General features: G+C 70.6%; 12 protein-coding genes and 1 rRNA gene. 10 read left to right on the forward strand and 3 right to left on the reverse strand.

The annotated features are described in order from the left end of the window. The 5 genes from rrf to ACYQ77_RS05805 all read left to right on the forward strand — a co-directional run. Positions 1-112 (forward strand): 5S ribosomal RNA (rrf, locus tag ACYQ77_RS05785); the annotation flags it as partial. Positions 113-173: 61 nt separating this feature from the next. Further along, entirely contained in the window at positions 174-1,070 is an 897-nt protein-coding gene (locus ACYQ77_RS05790; protein ID WP_459708173.1) for a GNAT family N-acetyltransferase, read from the forward strand. Next, a complete protein-coding gene (locus ACYQ77_RS05795) occupies positions 1,067-1,816 on the forward strand; it encodes a type 1 glutamine amidotransferase (protein WP_459708175.1) in 750 nt (249 codons plus the stop codon). Before ACYQ77_RS05790 ends, ACYQ77_RS05795 begins: the two co-directional genes overlap by 4 nt. Positions 1,817-1,820: 4 nt before the next feature. Beyond that, positions 1,821-4,784 (forward strand): bifunctional [glutamine synthetase] adenylyltransferase/[glutamine synthetase]-adenylyl-L-tyrosine phosphorylase, encoded by a 2,964-nt coding sequence (locus ACYQ77_RS05800; protein ID WP_459708176.1) that lies wholly within the window; start codon positions 1,821-1,823, stop codon positions 4,782-4,784. A gap of 9 nt (positions 4,785-4,793) precedes the next feature. Beyond that, positions 4,794-5,213, forward strand: a complete 420-nt coding sequence (locus ACYQ77_RS05805) for an acyl-CoA thioesterase (RefSeq protein WP_459708178.1) — start codon at positions 4,794-4,796, stop codon at positions 5,211-5,213. 69 nt (positions 5,214-5,282) lie between these two features. Here the strand turns inward: ACYQ77_RS05805 and glnA are convergent, their stop codons facing one another. Further along, the gene (glnA, locus tag ACYQ77_RS05810; RefSeq protein ID WP_459708180.1) at positions 5,283-6,707 is read right to left on the reverse strand and encodes a type I glutamate--ammonia ligase; all 1,425 of its coding nucleotides are present in this window, start codon (positions 6,705-6,707) and stop codon (positions 5,283-5,285) included. A gap of 174 nt (positions 6,708-6,881) precedes the next feature. Here glnA and ACYQ77_RS05815 point away from each other — a divergent pair, with 174 nt between their 5' ends. Both ACYQ77_RS05815 and ACYQ77_RS05820 read left to right on the forward strand, forming a co-directional pair. Next, positions 6,882-7,358 (forward strand): RDD family protein, encoded by a 477-nt coding sequence (locus ACYQ77_RS05815; protein WP_459708181.1) that lies wholly within the window; start codon positions 6,882-6,884, stop codon positions 7,356-7,358. A 74-nt stretch (positions 7,359-7,432) separates the two neighbouring features. After that, positions 7,433-9,445 (forward strand): sensor histidine kinase, encoded by a 2,013-nt coding sequence (locus ACYQ77_RS05820; protein WP_459708183.1) that lies wholly within the window; start codon positions 7,433-7,435, stop codon positions 9,443-9,445. Here ACYQ77_RS05820 and ACYQ77_RS05825 read toward each other — a convergent pair. Together ACYQ77_RS05825 and ACYQ77_RS05830 are read right to left on the reverse strand one after the other, a co-directional pair. After that, the gene (locus ACYQ77_RS05825; RefSeq protein WP_459708184.1) at positions 9,423-10,016 is read right to left on the reverse strand and encodes a Uma2 family endonuclease; all 594 of its coding nucleotides are present in this window, start codon (positions 10,014-10,016) and stop codon (positions 9,423-9,425) included. The two genes, ACYQ77_RS05820 and ACYQ77_RS05825, sit on opposite strands and share 23 nt — an antisense overlap. A 63-nt stretch (positions 10,017-10,079) precedes the next feature. After that, the gene (locus ACYQ77_RS05830) at positions 10,080-10,808 is read right to left on the reverse strand and encodes a DUF4191 domain-containing protein (RefSeq protein ID WP_459708186.1); all 729 of its coding nucleotides are present in this window, start codon (positions 10,806-10,808) and stop codon (positions 10,080-10,082) included. A 98-nt stretch (positions 10,809-10,906) separates the two neighbouring features. On the opposite strand from ACYQ77_RS05830, the gene ACYQ77_RS05835 reads away from it, so the two are divergent. From ACYQ77_RS05835 to ACYQ77_RS05845, 3 genes are all read left to right on the forward strand, one after another. Further along, entirely contained in the window at positions 10,907-12,997 is a 2,091-nt protein-coding gene (locus ACYQ77_RS05835; protein WP_459708188.1) for an ATP-dependent DNA helicase UvrD2, read from the forward strand. Positions 12,998-13,445: 448 nt separating this feature from the next. Continuing rightward, positions 13,446-13,817: a WhiB family transcriptional regulator gene (locus tag ACYQ77_RS05840; RefSeq protein ID WP_459708190.1), complete on the forward strand. Its 372-nt coding sequence runs from the start codon at positions 13,446-13,448 to the stop codon at positions 13,815-13,817. Continuing rightward, entirely contained in the window at positions 13,814-14,041 is a 228-nt protein-coding gene (locus tag ACYQ77_RS05845; protein WP_459708192.1) for a hypothetical protein, read from the forward strand. Before ACYQ77_RS05840 ends, ACYQ77_RS05845 begins: the two co-directional genes overlap by 4 nt. Positions 14,042-14,771 lie beyond the last annotated feature (730 nt).

Here is a 14,771-nt window from a genome sequence, read left to right on the forward strand (position 1 = left end):
CGGCTATAGCGGTGGGGAAACGCCCGGTCCCATTCCGAACCCGGAAGCTAAGCCCACCAGCGCCGATGGTACTGCACTCGCCAGGGTGTGGGAGAGTAGGACACCGCCGGACATCCTTTCCAAAGGGCCTCACTGGTAACAGTGGGGCCCTTTTGGCATGCCCGGATAATTGAGTGGACCGTGACGAACGGCACGCGGCACCCTTGGGCATGGACCTGCGGATGTACGACGATCCGCGGGCGTTCACAGCGCTCGCCGATCCGTTCTACGGCACTGACACCCTGCGGCACACGGTCGCGCTGACCGTCATGGCCCGGTTCATCGGCATGCGGCGCGACAAGCCCGTCCTCATGGGCACCCTCCACGACAACGGCGAACTCGTCGGTGTGGCACTTCGCACACCGCCGTGGCCGGTCATCGTCTCCGGTCTGCCGACCGATCCCGGACTCCTCGACAGCTTCCTCACCCAGTGGCTCGAAGCCGACCCCGAGCTGCCCGGTGTCAGCGGCCCGGTCGAGAACGCGCACGCCGTGGCCGAGGCGTGGACACGGCGCACCGGCGGTACGACGAACGTCACGATGTCCAGCCGGCTGTTCCGCCTCGACGACCTGATGCCGCCTGCCGTCCCCGGCCGGGCGCGCGACGCGACCCTGGACGACCTCGATCTGCTCGTGCGGTGGCGGGGCGACTTCGAGATCGAGGCGCTCGGCTTCCAGCGCGCCCCCGAGGAGGGGCCGGCGTCCGTCCGGCGCATGTTCGAGAACCGCGACAGCATCATCCTGTGGGAGGACCGCGGTGTGCCCGTCTCATGGGCGGTCGCGAGCGCACCCATCGGCGGCATGTCCCGCGTCGGCCCCGTCTACACGCCGCCCGAACACCGCGAGCACGGCTACGGTTCGGCGGTCACCGCGGCCGTGTCCCAGCACGCCATGGACGCGGGCGCCCGTGACGTGATCCTCTTCACCGACCTCACGAACCCGGTGTCCAACTCGATCTACCAGAAGATCGGCTACCGCCCGGTGTACGACGCGACGGAGCTCGAATTCACCCGGCTACCCTCGACAACGTGACACCTCCACGCCTGCTCGTCATCCAGCCCGACGAGCAAGACCCGATCGGTCCGCTCGGTGACTGGCTCGTCGACGCCGGCGCCGAGCTGGACCTTCGCAAGCCGGGCGACATCCCCGCGAACACCGACGACCACCAGGGCATGGTCGTGCTCGGCGGTCACATGGGCGCCTACGACGACCTCGACCACCCGTGGCTCGCGGACGTCCGCCGCCTCCTCGCCGAGGCCACCACCAAGGGCCTGCCGACGCTCGCGATCTGCCTCGGCGCGCAGCTGCTCGCCGTCGCCACGGGCGGCCGGGTCGTCACGGGACCGGACGGGCCCGAGGTGGGGCCGCTGCTGGTCGCCAAGCGCGACCTCGGCTGGAACGACCCGCTGTTCGCGGACCTGCCGTTCATGCCGGACGTGATGCAGTTCCACTCCGACGTGATCGAGCAGCTGCCGCCCAAGGCGTCGCTCCTGGCCGCGTCGACGCTCTACCCGAACCAGGCGTTCCGGGTCGGCCGCGCGGTCTACGGGCTGCAGTTCCACATCGAGACGACGACGGAGCTGGTGGAGAGCTGGGCGGCGAACGCCCCGCACACGGCCGAGTTCGCGCGGCCCGGCGACCTGTCGCACGACCGGCTCGTCCAGGCGCACGCCGACCTCGAGGAGACGTGGCGGCCGTTCGCGGCGCAGTTCGTCAAGCTCGTCACCGGTGAGCTCGCCGCGGCCGCCGGTACGCCGCTGCCGCTGATCCAGCACTGACGCCATGGCCGACCGCGTTCGTTCCGTCGTCTCCATCGCCCGCTACGGCCTCACCGACGACCGTGCGGGCGAGCACCTGCGTGCCGCGGGCTGGTGGGCCGACGGCGCGCCGGTGAAGGAGTACGAGCCGATCCTCGTCGCCCTGTCCCGCAGCCCCGACCCGGACCTCGCGTTGCTGGCGGTCGACCGCATGCGCACCGGCGACGAGGCGGGCTGGTCCGGGCTCAACCAGGCGCTCGCGACCGACCGCGGGTTGCGGGCCCGGCTGCTGTCGGTGCTCGGCGCGTCGACCGCGCTCGGGGACTTCGTCATCGCCCGGCCCGGCGAGTGGCGCAGGCTGCTCACCGACCGGCAGACCTCACCCGTGCAGTACCCGGGTGCGCTGCTGGCCGCTGTCGAGAACGTGACGCTGTCCGACGCGGTCCGCGAACTCCGCGCCGCCTATCGCGGGCTGTTGCTGGAGGTCGCGGCCGAGGACCTCGCGCACCTCATCGAACCGGATCTGCCGAGCCTCGACTACCAGCAGACCACCGCCCGCCTCACCTACCTCGCCGAGGCCGCGATCCGCGCCGCGCTGGAGGTCGCCGAGACCGAGGTGGGCGACGCGAGCGAGAAGTGCCGGTTCACGGTCATCGCGATGGGCAAGACCGGCGGCCGCGAACTGAACTACGTGTCGGACGTGGACGTGCTGTTCGTCGCCGACGGCGACCTGGACGTCGCGACCCGGCTCGCCACCACCACGATGCGGGTCGCCACCAATGCGTGTTTCGAGGTCGACGCAGCGCTCCGCCCGGAGGGCAAGGCGGGCCCGCTGGTCCGCACCCTCGACGGCCACGTCAGCTACTACAAGCGGTGGGCCCGCACGTGGGAGTTCCAGGCGCTGCTGAAGGCCCGGCCCATCGCCGGTGACCCCGAGCTGGGCCAGGACTACCTCGACGCCGTGCGCCCCATGGTGTGGACGGCCGCGGACCGCGACAACTTCGTCGACGACGTGCGTGCGATGCGCCGCCGCGTCGAGGAACACGTGCCGTCCGAGATCGTGGACCGCGAGCTGAAGCTCGGTCGCGGCGGTCTGCGGGATGTCGAGTTCGCGGTGCAGTTGCTGCAGCTCGTCCACGGCCGCAACGACGAGGCGCTGCGCCTCGGGTCGACCGTCGACGCGCTCGCGATGCTCGGGGACCGCGGGTACGTGGGCCGCACGGACGCGGCCGAGCTGGGGGAGAGCTACCGGTTCCTCCGCACGCTCGAGCACCGGCTGCAGCTGCAGCGGTTGCGCCGCACCCACCTGTTCCCGGCCGACACCGACGTCGACGAGCTGCGCTGGCTCGCGCGTGCCGCCGGGGTGAAGCCCGCGCGCGGCAAACCCGAGTCGCAGGTGCTGCTCGAGGACTTCCGCAGGCACGTGCGCCGCATCCGCAGGCTGCACGAGAAGCTGTTCTACCGGCCGCTGCTGGAGGCGGTGGCCCGCGTCCCCACCGAGGCGCTGCGGCTGTCGGCCAAGCAGGCGGAGGCACGGCTGGCCGCGCTGGGTTTCGCGGGCCCGGACGGCGCGCTGCGGCACATCCAGGCGCTCACCACGGGTGTGTCCCGGCGGGCCGCGATCCAGAGCGCGTTGTTGCCCGCGTTGCTGGACCTGTTCGCGAACACCCCCGATCCGGATGCCGGGCTGCTCGCGTACCGGCGCGTGTCCGAGGCGCTCGCCGCCACCCCGTGGTACCTGCGGGTGCTGCGGGACGAGGGCGCGGTCGTGGAGCGGCTGGCGCAGCTGCTCGGCACGTCGAAGATGGTGCCGGAGCTGCTGGCCCGCGCACCCGAGGTGCTGCAGCTGCTCGGTGACGTCGACAAGCTCGCGGGCCGCGACCCGGACGAGGTGGCGCGGTCGCTGCGGCAGGCGGTGAACCGGCACGGCTACCTGCCGAACGCGGTGACCGCGGCCAGGTCGTTCCGCAGGCACGAGCTGCTGCGGGTGGCGTCGGCGGACCTGCTCGGGTTCATGGACACGCTGTCGGTGTGCCACGCGTTGTCGACGGTGTGGGCCGCGGTGCTGCAGTCGGTGCTGGCCGCGGTGGACCGGGCCGAGGCGGTGGCCGCGGGCGGCCGGCTGGCGACGATCGCGGTGATCGGCATGGGCAGGCTCGGTGGCGCGGAGCTGGGGTACGGGTCGGACGCGGACGTGTTGTTCGTGTGCGAGCCGGCGAACGGCGCGTCCGACGAGGACGCGGTGAAGTACGCGTCGCGGGTGGCGCAGAGCGTGCGGAAGCTGCTGTCGTCGCCGTCGCAGGACCCGCCGCTGCAGGTGGACGTCGACCTGCGGCCGGAGGGGCGGCAGGGCCCGATCGTGCGGACACTGGAGTCGTACCGGGCGTACTACGCGCAGTGGTCGGAGGTGTGGGAGGCGCAGGCGTTGCTGCGTGCCCGCCCGATCGCCGGCGACGACGACCTCGGCGCCCGGTTCGTCGAGCTGATCGACCCGATCCGCTACCCGGCCGACGGGCTGGACGCCGACCGCGTCCGCGAGGTGCGCCGCATCAAGGCCAGGGTGGACACCGAGCGGTTGCCGCGCGGCGCCGACCCGGCCACGCACACGAAGCTGGGCCGCGGCGGTCTCGCCGACATCGAGTGGACGGTGCAGCTGCTGCAGCTGCGGCACGCGCACGCCCACGCGGGTCTGCGCACGACGTCCACGGTGGACTGCCTGGGTGCCGCGGTGGAGGCGGGCCTGGTCGACGAGGTCGACGCGACCGCGCTGCGGGAGTCGTGGCTGCTCGCGACCCGCGTCCGCAACGCGGCGACGCTGGTGCGCGGCAAGCAGACCGACCAGCCGCCCACGTCGGGCCGGGAGCTGGCGGCGGTCGCCGCGGTGATCCGGCAGGACGTGGAGGCGGATCCGGGTGAGTTCCTCGACTCATACCGTCGCACGTTGCGCCGCGCCCGTGGTGTGGTGGAACGGATCTTCTACGACGACTGAGGTGGGCTCATGGGTTTCAGCACCAGGATCGAGGTGCGTGGCTACGAGCTGGACTCGCTCGGGCACGTGAACCACGCCGTGTACCACCAGTACGGCGAGGTCGCGCGGATGAAGGCGTTCGCCGAGGCGGGCTGCGACTGGGACGAGCTGATGCGGCGCCGCGTGGGCCCGGTCCTGCTGAGCACGACGGTCAACTTCCGCAGCGAACTGCGCGGCAACGACGTGGTGGACGTCACCTGCCGCGCGAAGTTCGGCACGGGCAAGACGTTCACGCTGGAACAGGAGATCGTCAAGGCGGACGGCACCCTGTCGGCCGAGATGTACGGCGTGTTCGGCGTGATGGACCTGGACGCGCGGAAGCTGTTCCCGGACCCGCGCGCGGCCCTGGAGTCGGCCGGCCTCGACACGTCGGTGTTGCTCGCCCCGTAGACGAAGAACAGGCCGGCGGTCGGGGTTCTCCCCTCGACCGCCGGCCTGTGTCCGTGGGATCGGCTTGGATCACACGTCGTAGTACAGGGCGAACTCGTACGGGTGCGGGCGCAGGCGGAGCGGGTCGATCTCGTTCTCGCGCTTGAAGTTGATCCACGTCTCGATCACGTCGGACGTGAAGACGCCGCCCTCCAGCAGGAACTCGTGGTCCTTCTCGAGGTTGTTCAGCACCGCGTCCAGCGACGCCGGCACGGTGGCAACGTCCTTGGCCTCCTCGGGCGGCAGCTCGTAGAGGTCCTTGTCGATCGGCGTCGGCGGCTCGATCTTGTTCTTGATGCCGTCGAGGCCGGCCATCACCATCGCCGAGAAGGCGAGGTACGGGTTGCCGGACGAGTCGGGGCAGCGGAACTCGATGCGCTTGGCCTTCGGGTTGGCACCGGTGATCGGGATGCGGACGCACGCGGAGCGGTTGCGCTGCGAGTACACCAGGTTGACCGGCGCCTCGAAGCCCGGCACGAGCCGGTGGTACGAGTTCACGGTCGGGTTGGTGAACGCCAGCAGGCTCGGCGCGTGGTGCAGCAGACCACCGATGTAGTGGCGCGCCGTGTCGGACAGGCCCGCGTAGCCGGACTCGTCGTGGAACAGCGGCTCGCCGTCCTTCCACAGCGACTGGTGGCAGTGCATGCCGGAACCGTTGTCACCGAACAGCGGCTTCGGCATGAAGGTCGCGGTCTTGCCCGCCTCCCACGCCGTGCCCTTGACGATGTACTTGAACAGCTGCAGGTCGTCCGCCGCGTGCAGCAGCGTGTTGAACTTGTAGTTGATCTCGGCCTGACCGGCGGTGCCCACCTCGTGGTGCGCCCGCTCCACGGTGAAACCGGCGTTGATCAGGTTCAGCGAGATCTCGTCGCGCAGGTCGGCGAAGTGGTCGACCGGCGGCACCGGGAAGTAGCCGCTCTTGTACTTGGTCTTGTACCCGCGGTTGCCGCCCTCCTCGTCGGCGCCGGTGTTCCACCAGCCCTCGATCGAGTCGATCTCGTGGAAGGAGCCATTCTCCGCCGAGTCGAACCGCACCGAGTCGAACACGTAGAACTCGGCCTCCGGGCCGAAGTACGCGGTGTCGGCGATGCCGGACTCGGCCAGGTACTGCTCGGCCTTGCGCGCGATGTTGCGCGGGTCACGGCTGTAGGCCTCGCGGGTGAGCGGGTCGTGCACGAAGAAGTTCAGGATGAGCGTGTTCTCCACGCGGAACGGGTCGACGCGCGCCGTCGCGAGGTCGGGCAGCAGCAGCATGTCCGACTCGTGGATCTCCTGGAAGCCGCGCACCGAGGAGCCGTCGAACGCGAGGCCGTCGTCGATGGTGCCCTGGTCGAACGACTGCGCGGGCACGGTGAAGTGCTGCATGATGCCCGGGAGGTCGCAGAACCGGACGTCGACGAACTTCACCTCTTCGTCGGAGATGAACTTCAGGACCTCGTCGGAATTCTTGAACACGCTCGTTGGCTCCTTACCTGGTACTCCGGGGCGCTCGCGGTCAAGCTATGAGTGCGGTGTTGCCCGGCCATCACCCCGATGTTTCGCCGGTGTTAACGACGCGCGGCGGGGCCGAGCCGAGGTCGAGCATGCCAGTCTCATGGCCCGAACGCGACACGTCCTACCCTGGACGCCGTGAGCAAGGTGACGGGGTCGTGGCTGTCCGGTGGCATCGGTGAGACCGGTGACGACCCGCAGGAGTGGCCGGGTGAACGGCTCGGGCTCCCCAAGGAGGGCCCGGGGTCGATCGCCACCCGCGGTGTCCGCCTGCTCGCGCTGCTCGTCGACCTCGCGCTGATGGCGCTGGTCACCAGCCTGTTCGTCGAGGTCGACGTGAACCGGCCGGACGTGATGCAGCAGTTCAACTACCTGTCCGTGCTGGTGTGGTTCGTGATCACCTCGGTCATGATCAGCCTGTTCGGGTTCACGGCCGGGAAGGCGCTGTTCGGGCTGCGGGTCGTGCGCCTGGACGGCAAGCCGATGGTCGGCCCGCTCCGCGCGGTGCCGCGCACGGCGCTGACCGCGTTGCTCCTGCCGGCGGCGATCGGCGACGCGGACGGCCGAGGACTGCACGACAAGGCAACCGGGACGGTCGTCGTGCGCACCCGTTAGGGCGCTGTGGATCACCGGTCAGACCAATTACGATTTCCCGGCTGGTCGAGATCACCGCTGCCTGAGGAGCCGACATGCGCAGCCGCCGGCGTGGGCATGTGCTCTCGCTGGCCGTCGCACTGGGTGCGGTCGGCCTCGGGACCGCGATCGCGTCCGCGGTGCGCACGCAGATCGACGACGGCTGGGGGTACTCGGCGTACGACCCGGTGCCGCTGAACATCGCGGTCGCCGTCTTCTTCTCCGCCATGGGCGTGCTGGTCGTGTGGCAGAAACCCGGCAACGCGCTCGGCTGGACGATGCTCGCGATCGCCGCGTGGGACGGCACCGGCCTGCTCCTGACGGTCCTGACCGGAGCATCGGGGTCGCCGGTGCTGATGTGGTTGCAGGCGTGGCTGTGGGCGCCGCCGATCTGGGCGGTCACCACGCTGCTGCCGATGATCTACCCTGACAGCCGCCTGCCGAGCCGCCGCTGGTGGTGGGCGGTCGCGCTGACCGCCGTCGGCACCGTCGTGTACTGCGTCGGGCTCGCGTTCGAGGACGCCGACTTCGTCGGCACCCGGACCGTGGTGAACCCGCTGGCCCGGCCCGCACTGGCGGCGCCGCTGCTCACGACCGGTCAGTACCTGCTGCTCGCCGCGACGATCCTCGCCGTCGGCGGGCTGGTGTGGCGGTGGCTGCGGGCGACCGGGGTGCGCAGGCGGCGGATGACGCTGCTGCTGTGCGCGTACGCGTTCGGCGCGGTGCAGGCGGTGGTGCGCGACAGCATCTCCGGGCAGCTGCCGCTGGTGCTGGACCGCGGGCTGGAGGTGCTGGCGTTCGTGCTGGTGCCGCTGGCCATCGCGGTGGCCGTGACCAGGGACCGCCTGTACGACCTGGACCAGACGGTGCGGCGCGGGATCGTCGGCGTGGCCACCGTCGGCACACTGCTGGCGTGCTACCTCGGTGGGTTCGCGGCGCTGGCCGCGCTGTTCCCGTCGGTCGTGCCGGGGTCGGTGCTGGCGGTCGGGGTCACCGGCGCTCTGCTGTTCCCGGTGACGCTGCTGCTGATCCGCCGGGTGCGGACCATGCTGTGGGGGCGGCGGGTGGACGTGGTGGAGCTGGCGGTCGGGCTCGGCAACCGGATGCGTGACCAGCTCGACTCGGCGGAGGTCCCGGCCGTGGTGTGCGAGCAGCTGGTGCGGTCGCTGCGGCTGCGGATGGCGCGCCTGGACCTGGAGACCGACAGCGGCCTGCGGCGACTCGCGCAGGTCGGGTCGATGGACCGGTCCGGCGGCGCGAACCCCGAGACGTTCGAGCTGTGGTACCGCGGCGTGCGCGTGGGCCAGCTGATGATCCTCCCGTCCGACGGCCACCCCTACCTGGACGAACGCATGGCGCAAGCGCTTGCGTCCCTGGCCGACCAGGTGGCGCCGGTGGTCGCGGCGCTGCGCCTGGACGAGGAACTGCTGCGCTCCCGCGAGCAGGTGGTGACGGCGCGGGAGGAGGAACGGTCCCGCCTGTCCCGCGAACTGCACGACAACGTGGGCCCCACCCTCGCGGGCACCCGCCTGCAGATCGAGGCGGTCCGCGCGAAGCTGCCCGCCGACTCCGGCGCGGGCGCGCTCATGGACCGCGCCATGCAGGGCATCGACGACGCGCTCCGCACGCTGCGCCGGGTCGTCCACGGCCTGCGCCCACCCGAGCTCGACGCGCTCGGCCTGTCGGGCGCGCTGCGGGAACTGGCCGTGTTCCTGTCCGGCCCGTCACTGAAGGTGGAGACGACGCTGCCGACGGAGCTGTCGCCGCTGTCGAAGCAGGTGGAGGTGGCGGCGTACCGGATCGTCGCGGAGGCTCTGACCAACGTCGTCCGCCACGCCCAGGCCACCCGCGCCGAGATCACGGTGGCCCTGTCGGACGGCCGCCTGTCGGTCGCCGTCCGCGACGACGGCGTCGGCGTGCCCCCGAACCCGGGCAAGAACGGCATGGGCCTGCGTTTCATGGCGCAACGAGCCCGCGAGATCGACGGCGAGTTCTCCTACGAGAGCGACGGGACCGGCACCGCGGTCCGGGCCGTGCTCCCGGCGGTCACACCAGACGGTCGAGGTTGATCTCCACCGGGAACGGCGCGTCGGTCCGGAAGGTCCCGGTCGCGGTCTGGTCGTCCTGGTACCCGAACTGCTCGGTCAACCGGCACGCCGTCAACGAGATCGGTTCGTCGATGTCGACGATCCAGTAGTTCGGGATCCCGGCGTCGGCGTAGTCGTTGCGCTTGTGCACGTGGTCGATCCGCTTCGAACTCGGCGAAACGATCTCCACGGCCAACAGAACCTCGGACGCCGGGACGATGCCGCCTTCCTCCGCAAGCCGATCGCCGAACTCCTGGCGGACGACGATGATGTCGGGACGCCGGCTCGACCCCGGCTCGTCAGGCGGCACGAGTCCGAGATCCACGTCCAGCTCCTGAACGGCTTCGAATTCCGCCGGACCCTGTTCGACCAGCGCCGAGTACAGCCTGCCCATAGCTCGGCTGTGCTTGAACGCGGGACTTGGTGACATCAACAGACGGCCCTCAACGAGCTCGGTGTAGCCGTGCTCGGTCTCGCCGAGCGCGGCGTACTCCCCGATGGTCAGCAGGTGGACGGAGCCGTCGTCTAACTCATCCAGCGGTTGAATGGTCATGGCGTCTCCTTCCTGTCCGCCGGCCACGTTCTCACGAGGCACCGACAATTCTGGAGGATCTGCTCAGCGGCGGCGAATCGTGCGCTGGACGTTGCGCATCTTCGCGCCCTGCGGCATCGGGCCCTTCGGCAGCTGGGCGCCGCGGGCCGCGAGGGCCGACATGCGCTTCTCGATCGTGTCGATCTGCGCGGGCTTCAGGTTGTTCGGCAGCTTCATGATCGTCTGCTGGAGCTTGCGCAGCGGGACCTGGTTCTCCTCGTTGCCGACGATGAAGTCGTAGATCGGGGTGTCGCCGATGACCCGCGCCACCCGCTTCTTCTCCTGCGCGAGCAGCGTCTTCACCCGGTGCGGCGCACCCTCCGCGACCAGCACGACCCCCGGGCGGCCCAGCACCCGGTGCACGGCGTCGAGCTGCGTGGTGCCCGCGACCGTCGGCGTCACCCGCCAGCGGCCGCGCATGTTCTCCAGCGCCCACGCGGCCGCGCCCGGCTGGCCGTCGGCCTTCGAGTACACGTTCTTCTGCACCCGGCGGCCGAACAGGATCACCGCCGCGAGCAGGCCGAACGCGATGCCGACCGGCAGCAGGAACCAGTGGATGCCCCAGATGAGGCCCAGCCCGAAGAACGCGCCCGCCACCACCACGAAGGCGAGCAGCATCAGCGGCACGAGCGCCTTGTCCTCCTTGCGTTGCATGTTGAACGCCTGGAAGATCTGCTTGCGCTTGGCCTTGGAAGCTTCCTTCCGGGCCTTCTTCGCCTCGGCGGCCGCTGCCTTGTCCACCTTCTGAGCCATGAATACCAGGATACGGGGCCCGCCTAGCACTCGACTCGGGCGGCCGCACCCCGTGTCCGTCGAACGCTTCCGGCCGCCGATCTGTCAGGATGCCGGGCATGGGTGCGGTAGCTGTTTCCTCCGGCGAACAGGGCGACACCGGACTCGACCCCGAGCAGCTGACCGCGATCCGCGCGCCACGGGGACCGGTGTGCGTCCTGGCCGGCGCGGGCACCGGCAAGACCCGCACGATCGTCCACCGCATCGCGCACCTCATCCATTCGGGTCACGTCGCCGCAGGTCAGGTACTCGCCGTGACGTTCACGGCCCGGGCGGCGGGGGAGATGCGGACCCGGCTGCGCGGCCTCGGCATCCACGGCGCCCAGGCACGCACGTTCCACGCCGCCGCGCTGCGCCAGCTGCGGTACTTCTGGCCCCAGGTCGTCGGTGGCCAGCAGTGGGACCTGCTCGAAGGCAAACTCCGGCTGGTCGGCCAGGCCGCGCACAAGGCGGGTGCCGGCACCGAGTCCGAGGTGCTGCGCGACCTCGCCAGTGAGATCGAGTGGGCGAAGGCGTCGCTGGTCAGCCCGGACGACTACGCCGCCGAGGTGGCGAAGCTGCGCAGGCAGCCGCCCGCGCCCGCGGAGCAGGTCGCGCAGGTGTACCGGTGGTACGAGTCGCTCAAGACCCGTGCCAACCAGCTCGACTTCGACGACCTGCTCCTGCACACCGCGGCCGCGCTGGAGGAGCACCAGACGGTCGCCGAGGAGTTCCGGGACCGCTACCGCTGCTTCGTCGTCGACGAGTACCAGGACGTGACGCCGCTGCAGCAGCGCGTGCTCGACGCGTGGCTGGGGGAGCGCGACGACCTGACGGTGGTCGGTGACGCGAACCAGACGATCTACTCGTTCGCGGGCGCGTCGGCGCGCCCGCTGCTCAACTTCACCCGCCGCTTCCCGCACGCCACGGTCGTGCGGCTCGAGCGGGACTACCGGTCCACCCCCGAGGTCGTGGCGCTGGCGAACCGGGTGATCGGCGCCGCCCGCGACCGGCCCGCCGGGTCGCGGCTGAAGCTCATCGGCCAGCGCAAACCGGGCCCGGCGCCCGCGTTCGCCGAGCACGAGGACGAGGCGGCGGAGGCGGCGGCGGTCGCGCGGAAGATCTCCGAGCTGCTCGACTCCGGCACCCCCGCCAGCGAGATCGCCGTTCTCTACCGGGTGAACGCCCAGTCGGAGACCTACGAGCAGGCGCTGTCCGAGCTGGAGATCCCCTACCTGGTACGCGGCGGCGAACGGTTCTTCATGCGCACGGAGGTGCGGCAGGCGACGGCCGCCCTGCGCACGGCGGCGGCGCAGAAGCCGACCGGTGAGCTGCCGAAGCTGGTGCGCGAGCTGCTCACCCCGCTCGGCCTGACCGAGGAGCCGCCCACCGGTGGCGCGGCCCGCGAACGCTGGGAGTCGCTGCTCGCGCTGGTCGAACTGGCCGAGGAGCTGGCCGCGACCGTCGAGGGCGCGGACCTCGCCCAGTACGTCGTCGAGCTGGACATGCGGGCCCGCGCCCAGCACCCGCCGACCGTCGAGGGCGTCACGCTCGCGTCGCTGCACGCGGCGAAGGGTCTCGAGTGGGACGCGGTGTTCCTCGTCGGGCTCGTCGAGGGCACGCTGCCGATCCTGCACGCCGACGGCAACGACGCGGCGATCGAGGAGGAGCGGCGGCTCCTGTACGTCGGCGTCACCCGCGCGCGGCAGTTCCTGTCACTCTCGTGGGCGTTGACGCGTTCGGAGAGCAACCGCCGCCCGCGCCGCCGGAGCCGGTTCCTCTACGGGCTGATCCCCGAGGACCACCCGACGTCCCGGCTCACCCGGGCTCGCCAGCAGGCCGGCGTCGCGCCGACGCTGTGCCGCGTGTGCGGCAGGCAGCTCGTCGGGGCGGTCGCGACCAAGCTCGGCCGGTGCCCGAATTGCCCGGCGGACATCGACGAGGACCTGCTGGCGAGGCTCAAGGAGTGGCGGGCCAAGCGCGCCAGGATGCTCAAAGTGCCTGCGTACGTGGTGTTCACCGACGCCACCCTGACCGCGATCGCCGAGCAGCGGCCCGCCGATTCGTCGGCGCTGGTGTCCATCGCGGGCATCGGCGCGAGCAAGCTCGAGAAGTTCGGATCGGAGGTGCTCGCGCTGCTCGCGGGCACCGACCGATCGGGTGACGTGTAACGCATCGGGAAGAAGTCCCGAAAAACCTGTTGCGCGGGTCTGATCGGGCCTAATAGCCTGCATAAGCCAGGCCGGGAGGGCCTGAAGATCTCTAGGACAGTGGGGAGGTGGCCATCGTGAGGAACTTGACTCTCATCAAGTGCACCCCGGGCTACCCCATGTCCTCGGGGCACCCGTCTGTCTTCGGTGGCGGTGCCATGGCTGCTGCCCACCTGCCGGTCATCGTCGAGCGCAAGCGGTTCGCCCGCGAGCTGACGGCTGTCCGCGTGCAGACCCAGACCATCGATCTCCCGTCCATTGTGTCCGCTCCACCTCACGAGCGAAGGCCTTGACCGACAGGTCAAGAACCAAGGCTCACGAAGGCCGCGGACCCGGAAACGGATCCGCGGCCTTCGTGTTTTTTCAGGTCAAACCGCGACAAGAGAACACCTACAAGGAGAAAACCCTGATGAGTACCGCGACTGTCCCGCTCGAGCGCGGGGCACCACCGGACCTTCTCGGCGTGAGCGAACTGCTCGACGTGGCACCTTCGGCCGGTCTCGACCTGCCGTGCCGCTCGGGCGACAACCCCGACCTGTGGTTCGCCGACACCCCGTCCGACCTCGAGCAGGCCAAGCGGCTCTGCGTGGACTGCCCGGTCCGCTCGGAGTGCCTGGCCGGCGCGCTTGCGCGGCAGGAGCCGTGGGGCGTGTGGGGTGGCGAGATCTTCGAGCGCGGCGTGGTCATCGCACGCAAGCGGCCGCGTGGCCGTCCGCGCAAGGAGGACGTCGCTCGTGAGGCGGCCGAGCGTGCTGCCCGTGCACAGGAGGCAGCGGCATGACCCGCCACCAGGTCGCCACACCGGCCAACCATCTCGATCTGATCCTCCCGGAGGGAACCAAGACAATGTTGCTCTACGAAAATCTGGCAAGAGAACGAATGCGCGAGGCGGAACAGGACGCTGCTGAGCAGCGCCTGGGCCGCCGGTTGAACTCCGCACGCCGCTGGGAAAGGCTCTCGGCGTGGGCAGCCAGACGAGCGAGGCGCGCTCAGGACCTGCTCTAGTTCAACCAGCACACGACCAGCACCGCCCGCCCCGGCACCGTGCCAGGGCGGGCGGTGCTGTCGTCATTACCACCCGGCACGCCTGATTTTTTTCCCGCGACGCGCGGAATTCCCGCCTACTGCCATCGCGTGTGACTTCGTTGCCCCACAAGGCTTCCGCGTGCCATGCCGAATCGCGATGCCCCCGGTTATCGGGCGCGGAACGTGCCGGAAACACGGTTGTCACCGAAGCCACCGAAATCCGTCGTATCGTGCTGGGTTGGTTCGACCCGGAGTTCCCCGAGCGGGGCGGAGATGACACGAGACGACGGTTCGCAGAACTCGGCCACCGCCGGCAGGCGGCGGTCGCGTAAACGAACCAAGGGCATCGGCCGCACAGGCGCCCGATTCCCAGCCTTCCACGACGACGAACCCGACGAGACAGACGAAACCCCCGATACCGGCACCGTCGCCCCGAGCGAAGCCCCCGGCGGCGACGCCCTCGCCCGCAGCGAAGCACCCGACCATGGCGAGGCCGGTGCCCGAAGCGAAGTTCCCAGCCAGGACGCCCGGGCCCGAAGCGAAGTCCCCGGCCATGACGCCCCCTGGGCCCGAAGCGAAGTCCCCGGCTACGACGCCTGGGCCCGAAGCGAAGTCTCCAGCCACGACGCCTGGGCCCGGGGCGAAGTTCCGGGCCATGACGCCTGGGCCCCGGGCGAAGTTCCCGGCTACGACGAGCCCTGGGCCCGAG

Source organism: Actinophytocola sp. KF-1 (assembly GCF_054661535.1).

What these genes read in the sequence shown, in the direction of transcription:
- ACYQ77_RS05825 (WP_459708184.1), bottom strand. Translation starts at nt 10,016, where the DNA reads ATGACCATTCAACCGCTGGATGAGTTAGACGACGGCTCCGTCCACCTG.
- ACYQ77_RS05840 (WP_459708190.1), top strand. Translation starts at nt 13,446, where the DNA reads ATGAGTACCGCGACTGTCCCGCTCGAGCGCGGGGCACCACCGGACCTT.
- ACYQ77_RS05845 (WP_459708192.1), top strand. Translation starts at nt 13,814, where the DNA reads ATGACCCGCCACCAGGTCGCCACACCGGCCAACCATCTCGATCTGATC.
- ACYQ77_RS05820 (WP_459708183.1), top strand. Translation starts at nt 7,433, where the DNA reads ATGCGCAGCCGCCGGCGTGGGCATGTGCTCTCGCTGGCCGTCGCACTG.
- ACYQ77_RS05800 (WP_459708176.1), top strand. Translation starts at nt 1,821, where the DNA reads ATGGCCGACCGCGTTCGTTCCGTCGTCTCCATCGCCCGCTACGGCCTC.
- ACYQ77_RS05830 (WP_459708186.1), bottom strand. Translation starts at nt 10,808, where the DNA reads ATGGCTCAGAAGGTGGACAAGGCAGCGGCCGCCGAGGCGAAGAAGGCC.
- ACYQ77_RS05805 (WP_459708178.1), top strand. Translation starts at nt 4,794, where the DNA reads ATGGGTTTCAGCACCAGGATCGAGGTGCGTGGCTACGAGCTGGACTCG.
- ACYQ77_RS05835 (WP_459708188.1), top strand. Translation starts at nt 10,907, where the DNA reads ATGGGTGCGGTAGCTGTTTCCTCCGGCGAACAGGGCGACACCGGACTC.